Annotated in this window: 1 protein-coding gene and 1 pseudogene; both read left to right on the top strand. The window is 71.5% G+C overall.

Translation table 11 applies throughout. The features are described 5' to 3' along the window. The first annotated feature begins 336 nt into the window (after nt 1-336). The gene (locus AC0CYZ_RS27360; protein WP_472221249.1) at nt 337-1,323 is read left to right on the top strand and encodes an ATP-binding cassette domain-containing protein; all 987 of its coding nucleotides are present in this window, start codon (nt 337-339) and stop codon (nt 1,321-1,323) included. Continuing rightward, nucleotides 1,323-1,569: pseudogene (locus AC0CYZ_RS27355) on the top strand (ABC transporter permease); the annotation flags it as partial. The gene AC0CYZ_RS27360 and the pseudogene AC0CYZ_RS27355, both read left to right, overlap by 1 nt.

Raw genomic sequence — 1,569 nt, 5'->3', positions numbered from 1 at the left:
CATCGGGCAGTCGGGGCAGACGTGGTCCTCGGCCGCGAGCGGCGGGACGCCGTCGGGGAGCGCAGGGGTGGCGAGCCGGTCGACGTCGTCCATTCGTCGAGGGTGCCAGCTGACGGGCGGCCCGAGGATGTGGCCGGAGGATCCGGGTCCGGGCGACCCGGTTCCCCAGCTCGATCAGTCACCTGCCCGCGCCACCAGGTTGACGTGATCGTCGTCGGCCGGAGTTCACCGCCGGCCGGCGTCGTCGTAGACCGAACCGGACGAAATCCACCCGACGCTGTCGGACCCCGTGCGTACCCTCGCGACGGTCGGGCCGTACGAGTGCTTGGAGCACGCATGGATGTGGCGATCGAGGTCGCCGGGCTGGTCAAGCGCTATGGGGACGTCACCGCGCTCGACGGCGTCGACCTGCAGGTCCCGCGCGGCACCGTGCTCGGGCTGCTCGGCCCGAACGGTGCCGGCAAGACGACCATCGTCCGCATCCTGACCACGCTGCTCCAGCCGGACGCCGGCAGCGCGACCATCGACGGCGTCGACGTCCTGGCGAAGCCGAGGGAGGTCAGGAAGCGGATCGGGCTCTCGGGGCAGTACGCGGCGGTCGACGAGTACCTCACCGGCTTCGAGAACCTCGACATGATCGGCCGGCTGTACCACCTGGGTCGCAAGCGCAGCCGGGAGCGGGCCCGGGAGCTGCTCACCCAGTTCAGCCTCACCGACGCGGCCGATCGCCCGACGCGCACCTACTCCGGCGGTATGCGGCGCCGCCTCGACCTCGCCGGCGCCCTCGTGGCCGCTCCTCCGGTTCTGTTCCTGGACGAGCCGACCACCGGACTCGACCCGCGCAGCCGCACCGAGATGTGGGGCGTCATCCAACGGCTCGTTGCCGACGGCACCACGCTGCTGCTCACCACCCAATACCTCGAGGAGGCCGACGTGCTCGCCGACGACATCGTCGTCATCGACCACGGCCGAGCCATCGCGCGCGGGACCTCCGACCAGCTCAAGGCCCAGATCGGCGGTGAGCGCCTCGAGCTGACGGTGAGCGACGCCGAGCGGCTCGACGAAGCCGTCGCGCTCGTGACCCCGCTCGGCGTCGGGCCCGCGGTCACCGACGAGCACCGCAGGTCCCTGACGATGCCCGTGACGGGCGGGGTGAAGGCCCTGCGCCAGGCACTCGACCACCTCGAGGTCGTGGGGCTGGAGGTCGACGACGCCGGCGTGCGGCGCCCGACCCTCGACGACGTCTTCCTCACCCTCACCGGCAGCACCGCCGGCGACCAGAACGACGACGCCGACGACACCGCGGAGGCGAGCGCCGCGTGATGACCGTCGACGCGGTGAGCGACGCGGCCGTCGTCGCCAAGCGCAACCTCATCAAGATCAAGCGGGTGCCCGACCTGCTGGTCTTCACCACGCTCTCTCCGATCATGTTCGTGCTGCTCTTCGCGTACGTCTTCGGTGGCGCGATCGACCCGTCCGGCGGCGGCGCCGCCTACCGCGAGTTCCTCATCGCCGGGATCTTCGCCCAGACCGTCGTGTTCGGGGCGACGAACACCGGCGCGGGGCTGG

Source organism: Actinomycetospora sp., from assembly GCF_055612215.1.
The sequence above is the reverse complement of the archived record's forward strand: the minus strand, read 5'-3'. Positions and strand labels throughout refer to the sequence as shown.